At 70.1% G+C, this 6,275-nt stretch carries 6 protein-coding genes; 4 read left to right on the top strand and 2 right to left on the bottom strand.

Annotated elements, in window-relative coordinates; genetic code table 11:
* Nucleotides 1-428: 428 nt before the first annotated feature.
* Together WA616_RS17730 and WA616_RS17725 are read left to right on the top strand one after the other, a co-directional pair.
* Complete coding sequence (locus WA616_RS17730) at nt 429-923, top strand: SigE family RNA polymerase sigma factor (RefSeq protein ID WP_336031911.1); 495 nt, start codon at nt 429-431, stop codon at nt 921-923.
* Nucleotides 920-2,005: a hypothetical protein gene (locus WA616_RS17725; protein WP_336031909.1), complete on the top strand. Its 1,086-nt coding sequence runs from the start codon at nt 920-922 to the stop codon at nt 2,003-2,005. Before WA616_RS17730 ends, WA616_RS17725 begins: the two co-directional genes overlap by 4 nt.
* Before the next feature lie 161 nt (nt 2,006-2,166).
* Here the strand turns inward: WA616_RS17725 and WA616_RS17720 are convergent, their stop codons facing one another.
* Nucleotides 2,167-2,589 (bottom strand): Imm8 family immunity protein, encoded by a 423-nt coding sequence (locus tag WA616_RS17720; RefSeq protein ID WP_336031908.1) that lies wholly within the window; start codon nt 2,587-2,589, stop codon nt 2,167-2,169.
* Nucleotides 2,590-2,603: 14 nt separating this feature from the next.
* Nucleotides 2,604-3,809 (bottom strand): IS30 family transposase, encoded by a 1,206-nt coding sequence (locus WA616_RS17715; protein WP_336031907.1) that lies wholly within the window; start codon nt 3,807-3,809, stop codon nt 2,604-2,606.
* 179 nt (nt 3,810-3,988) lie between these two features.
* Between WA616_RS17715 and WA616_RS17710 the strand changes: the two genes are divergently transcribed.
* Together WA616_RS17710 and WA616_RS17705 are read left to right on the top strand one after the other, a co-directional pair.
* Nucleotides 3,989-5,092, top strand: a complete 1,104-nt coding sequence (locus WA616_RS17710; RefSeq protein WP_336031904.1) for a hypothetical protein — start codon at nt 3,989-3,991, stop codon at nt 5,090-5,092.
* A gap of 240 nt (nt 5,093-5,332) precedes the next feature.
* Nucleotides 5,333-6,226 (top strand): tyrosine-type recombinase/integrase, encoded by an 894-nt coding sequence (locus WA616_RS17705; protein ID WP_336031903.1) that lies wholly within the window; start codon nt 5,333-5,335, stop codon nt 6,224-6,226.
* Nucleotides 6,227-6,275 lie beyond the last annotated feature (49 nt).

Here is a 6,275-nt window from a genome sequence, read left to right as displayed (position 1 = left end):
GGGGGGGGGGGGGGGGGGCACGGACTATGGACTTCCCCGGTGGCAGACGGTGCCGGCGTGCCCGGCCGATGCACAGTGCGAGTGTCCCTTAGTGGGCCGCTCAGGGGCACCCGTCGCCAAACCGCCCAAAGGGCGGCTTCAGGGGCCCTCCGGTCGCCGGCTGCCGGGGTCAGTCGCGGCAGCGATTGGTCAAGATGTGCCGGGCCTTTGACCACGCCGACGGCCCCGGCGCCTTGGCCGAGCAGCCGCCTGACAGTCGAGCTGTGGTCGGCCAGACAGCTGCGACGGACGGCGCGGCGCCATCTCAGCGAGCAGGACCGCTCGATCATCCACGATCACCAGCTTCGGCACAGCTCGCGGCGGGAGTCTGCAGCGCCAGCGGGTGCTCGATGCGTCTGTTCGGGTGTAGACAGCTGACGGGAGCGGGCGTGACGTTCGAGCAGTTCGTGGCGGTGCAGGGGCAGTCTCTGCTGCGGCTGGCGTTCGTCCTGACCGGTGACCGGCACCTCGCGGAGGACCTGGCTCAGGCGGCGCTGGCCGACGCCTACCGGCACTGGAAGAAGGTGACGGCGGCGTCCGATCCGCCGGCCTACGTGCGCCGAATGCTGGTGAACGCACACCTGAGCTGGCGACGCCGCCGGTCGAGCACCGAACGCCCGACCGACCTGCCCGACACCTCGCCCGACCAGGCAGCCGAACCTGGGGACGGCCTCGAGGAACGGGACCAGCTGCGCACGCTGCTGGCGGGTCTGGCGCCGCGGGCGCGAACCGTCCTCGTGCTGCGCTACTACGCCGACCTGGACGACGCCGCGATCGCCGAGTCGATGGGCGTCAGCCAGAGCGCGGTGCGGGCGACCGCCTCCCGTGCGCTGGCGAGCCTCCGGACCACCGCCGTCGTCGAGACCGTCCAGGAGACGCCATGAACAACCCCCCCACCGAGCAGCAGCTGCGCGAGCTCTTCGCCGCCGACGCCGCGGGCGCGCCCGACCCGGGTGGCCTCGTCGCCCTCACCCTGCACCGGGTGCGGCGTCGCCGCCGCGCCCGGCGGACCGCGGCGACAGCGCTGATCGCGGCCGTGATCGTCATCGGCGGGAGCGCGATCGTCCGGGGTCCCCTGGGGTTCGAGTCCTCCCCCGCGGCCGCACCCACGGGCGTCGGCGGGCTCCCCGGCAGCGCGAGCGAGGACTGCAACGGCTACTCGCTCGTCGCGTTGGCGGCGAACCTGACCCGGGAGGGCGGGTTCGCCCTCGACGGCACGGTGACCGGGATCCGGCCGGGCGTCGTCGACCTCGGACCAGAAGTGCCCCGCCGGTACACGCAGGTGACCTTCCGGGTGCAGAGTTGGTACCACGGCGGCGCTGGCGAGACGGTGGACGTGCTGATGGACGGGCCCGGCTCGAACATCGACTCGAGCGTGCAAGCGTACGGGGTCGGTACCCGCCTGCTCGTGTCCGGTGTGCTTCCCCGGATCGAAACCGCTTCCGGCGCGCAGTTCGTCACAGCGGACACGTCCTACTTCGGTCTGACCTGCGGCTTTACCCGGTACCACGACGAGGCCACCGCGGCCGAGTGGGCCGCCGTCGCTGCCGCCGAGCTGCCGGCGGGCCCGCTGCCGGCTCCGGGCGCTGCGGGTTGCTCCGCGTACTCACCCGCCCTCGTGGCCGGGCAGGATTTCGCGCTGGACGGCACCGTCACCGACATCGGGGAGCAGCGCTTCGCCCCACTGCCGGGAGAGACCGACGCCGACTACGACAACTCCGTCACCCTCCGGGTGCACGCCTGGTACCGGGGCGGTGCCGGCGAGACTGTCACCCTGCACATGGACGGGCCCTTCCCGCAGACGCCGGAAGGAGGATTCGCCGAGACCTACGCCGTCGGCACCCGCCTGCTGGTCGCCGGGGAGCTGAGCGACGTCGAGGGGCGGGGTCTCATCGGCCAAGGCTGCGGCCTCACCCGCTACTACGACCCGACAACCGCCGCCGAGTGGGCCGCCGCCACGGACTGACGCAGTAACAAAGCCGCTTCAATTAGCTGGTCGGGGCACTTCGTCTTGTCGCACCGAGTGGGCCCCGGAGTGGGCCGCCGGGGCGCGAGCCGCTGGCCCACAAGGGCGGGCATGGCCTCGCGACGAGGCGGACGGCGTGCCCCATAGTGGGCCGCTCAGGGTCACAAGCCGTAGTCCCGGTACTCCTCGAACTCCCATAGGCCGAGGCGAGCCAACTTGTCCGCGACTTCGGGCCAGGTCGGTGCCTCAGGTTCTTCGAACCTGGCCCGGAGGAAGTCCGTTGTGGCGGCCCAATCAAACCTCTCCGTGATCAGCAGATGCCTCCCGACGAGGAATTGGCTCTTGCTGAGCCGCGCCCTGAGCGCCGCGGGGGTCACTACCTCGACCTGGAACTGCTCCTCGCCTGGCCCATCCGCCGGGCCGGCGAAGACCTGTACCAAAACGTCAGCCATCTGCGGATCCTCGGGTTGCCCCGCATCGACCTCATGGCTTAAGAAACTCCGGACCTGAGCGTGCACTGCGGCGGCCTCGCACGCGTTCCGACGAGGATCCACCGCGCGGTCGGTCTCTCCGGGCTGTCCCATAGTGGGCGGCGGTTTCAGGCGGTCGTCGCAACGACTGGCTTCTCGGGGTCGGACAGTAGCCGCTGCATGGCCTCGGCTGGGGTGATGAACCCGAGGGTCTGACGGGGTCTGCCGTTGAGCTCAGCGGCGACGACCTCGAGGTGCTCAGCGCTGTGAACCGAGAGGTCGGTGCCTTTCGGGAAGTATTGGCGCAGCAGGCCGTTGGTGTTCTCGTTGCTGCCGCGCTGCCAGGGCGAGTGCGGGTCGCAGAAGTAGATCGCCATATCGGTGGCCAGCGTGATCGCCTGGTGCTGGGCCAGCTCGGTGCCCTGGTCCCAGGTCAGTGAGCGGCGCAGCTGCTCGGGCAGGGTCTGAATCGTGTCGACCAGCCGGTCGCGGACGGTCTGAGCGCCGTGCCCATCAGGCAGGTGCACCAGCAGGCAGAAGCGGGTCTGGCGTTCAACCAGGGTGGCGATCGCTGAGCGGCAGTGTTGGCCCATGATCAGGTCGCCTTCCCAGTGGCCGGGCACCGCGCGGTCAGCGGCTTCGGCCGGCCGTTCGCTGATCGAGACCATGCTGGAGATCTTCGCCGTGGTCGGGCTGGAGAACCCGTGCGGCCGGCGCCAGGCCCGACCGGTGCGCAGATGCCGGTGCAACTCGGTGCGCAGCTGGCCGCGGCCCTGCACGAACAGCGCCTGGTAGATCGTTTCGTGGCTCACCCGCATCGCCGCCTCGTCGCCGTGCTCGCCGGCCAGGTGCGCGCTGATTTGGGCCGGGCTCCACTTCAGGCACAGCTTTGCCTGCACCGCCATCGCCAGCCGTGGGTCCTCCAGTTTGAACGGCTTGGGTCGCCGGGCCCGCAGGCCGGCGCGTTTGTGCGCCGCGTACGGGGCGTATCTGGTCCGCCTCGCCCGCCCGGGCGCCGGCGCGGGCCCGTTGCGCCGGAGCTCGCGGCTAATCGTCGACGGAGCGCGGCCCAGCCGGGCAGCGATCGCGCGCATCGACGCGCCGCCCAGATGCAAGTCGGCGATCTGCAGCCGTTCCTCCAGCGACAGATATCTCGCCGACACCACCCGCGGTGCCGCTGGCGGTCGACCGCCCGAGTCCCGTCGCCACCGATATCCCTGCCGCCGATCCACGCCGACAGCCTCACAGGCCTGCGAAGAGAACGATCCCGCCGTCAGCAGCTCCCAGAACCGCTCCCGCCGCTCATCCCGAATTCGCCGCCACTCCGAAACCACCACAACACCCCCACGCTCAACGGGTGTTGCGACGACCGCCTGAGTCCACCGGCCGCTCAGGGACGCACGCCGCCGGGGCGCTTGAGGGCGGCTTCATGGACAGGCGCCGCTCTTCCGCGCGTGACGCGCGACATCCAGTGCTGTATGACTCCCTGAAACTTCAGAACCCCGGAGGTCCGATGTCTCGTCGCCGCGCCGACCGGCTCGTGCTCGGCTTGTCAGCCGGTGTGATCGCGTTGACGTCGGCGTGCGGCGCCGGTGGTCCGGCTATATCGGCAGGGGGCGACGGGATCTTTCAGGTCGAGCGGCCGATCCAGGTCGTCGCGGGAGAAGGCCAGGCATGGTTGCTGACGGGCGAGGATGACGGTGCGTTCCTCTCCAGGATCGACGTCGCTGGTCGACCGACGGACGTCGTGTCCCTGCCCGGGCAGACGCACTCCATGGCCCCCTACCGGGACGGTGTCGTCGTCACGTGGTTCGCGTGCGCCGACCGGAGGTGCTCGGAGACGGTCAGCAAGGTTCTGGTCCTGGATGGCGAAGGTTCGACGCTCTCCGAGCAGGAGTACTCGCGCAGCCCGGGACCTCTCGAGGACAGTGATGGGGTACAGCTGCTCGGCGTCCAGAAGGATCTCGTCTGGGTCTCTACCGGTGGGGGGCTGATCGCCTATGACCCGCAGAACGACCGGACGGCTGTCCAAGCAGCGGGGCGCGACGGGTTCTTGTGCCTGCTGGCCGATGGGCTCTACGCCCTCTCATCGCTCAGCGGGCCGCTCGGCTCGTCCGCGGACCCACTCAACGAAGAACAGTTCGACGACCCGTACGAGGTCGTGGTGGATCGATTGGACGATGGCAGCTGGATCCGACTCCTGGAGACTCAGCGGGCCGTGACCCTCTACGAGTTCTCGCAGACGGAGTGCGTCGGCGGCGCCATACGCACCGGCCAGCCCGACATGGCGAGCCCGGCCTGGTCCTCCGGCTCCGGCTGGGTGGAGGCGCAGCCCTACACGAACCCCGGCACCCTCACGGTGCCCCGCGAGCCCATGACCTACGGGAACGATGCGCGATTCGTCCTGGAGAGCGACGGAGTGATCCGCCGGGTGTTCGGCGCCCCTGATGCGCCGCTGAGCGTGGAGAAGCTGCAAGTGCCGGCTGACATCTTCGTGCAGGACCCCACGGTGGTGACGGTGCTGCTCTTCGACCAGAGCCCGACCGTCATCGCCGGATGCCTCCAGCAGCCCAACCAGGGCTCAAGCGATGCCCGCTGCTACATCCGCTTGACGTAAGAACGACAATTACGTCGCCTGGCTGCCGCAGGTCTACAGACTTTCGTGAAGGAGGCAGAAGCCGCGCCACCCTATGTCTTTTAGTGGGCCGCTCGAGGTCACCCCGAGCTGGGTGCGCGGTCGATGAGGTGCTCACTCCAGCAGGCGACAGCCGATCCCTCCTTCGCGTTTGGTTCTCCGGATCGCGACGCTTTCAGCGGCGGCCCGCAGCCCGCGGCCGTCATGCAGTGCATGAACGCTATGACCTTGCCGCCCTCCGGATCTGCCGCCTGGGACGAGCGCGCCACCTGGTGGCTGTCCCGCTACAAGCCCTCCACCCAGCGGACGTACGCCACCTATCTGCCCCGCTGGAACAGGTGGTGCGCCGGCCGCCGGATCGATCCGCTGGCCGCCCGACGCGCCGATGTGGAGCTGTGGCTGCGCACCGTCGCCGACTCCGGGCTGTCCCGGGCCTCGGTCGCCGCGCACTACGACGCCGTGGCCAGCCTCTATCGCCTGGCCTACGAGGAAGAACTCGTCGTAGCGAACCCCTGCGCCCGCGTTACCCGGCCAAAGATCCAGCGCGAACTGCAACGCCGCGAGGTGCTCACGGTCTTGGAGTACGCCGCCTTCCTGACCACCGCCCGCGACCTGGGCCCGACCCAAAACGCCATCGCCGTCCTCGGCGGCATGATGGGCCTGCGCGCCACAGAGATGGCCACCCTGACCGTGGAGTCCTTCGGAACGGTGCGGGGCTACGCCACCCTCATCGTCCTGGGCAAGGGCGACAAGCCCGCCCGCGTTCCGGTGCCCATCCCCGCCCTCGGCGCCGTCCAAGCAGCGATCGACGGCCGCACCACCGGGCCCCTGCTGCGCACCCGCAGCGGTGCCGGCATGGACCGCCGAACCGTGCACCGCTACGTCGCTGCGACCGCCAGGGCGGCGGGCATCACCCGGCCCATCGGACCACACGCACTACGCCGCACCGTCGGCACCGTCGGGCTCAACCAGGGCATCCCGCTACGCGATGTGCAGCGACTGCTCCGCCACGCCCGCCCCGAGACCACCCTGGGCAGCTACGACATCACCGGCGAAGCACTCGAACGCCACGCCTCCCACCAAGTCGCCGGCTTCCTGGCGGGCTGGGCCGGCTGATCGATGTCCTTGAGCGGCCCACTATGGGACACAGAGCAGCTTGATCTGC

This window comes from Geodermatophilus sp. FMUSA9-8, from assembly GCF_037034165.1.
Lineage (GTDB): Bacteria > Actinomycetota > Actinomycetes > Mycobacteriales > Geodermatophilaceae > Geodermatophilus > Geodermatophilus nigrescens.
Note: the sequence above shows the minus strand (reverse complement) of the source record. Positions and strands in the feature narration are given on the sequence as shown.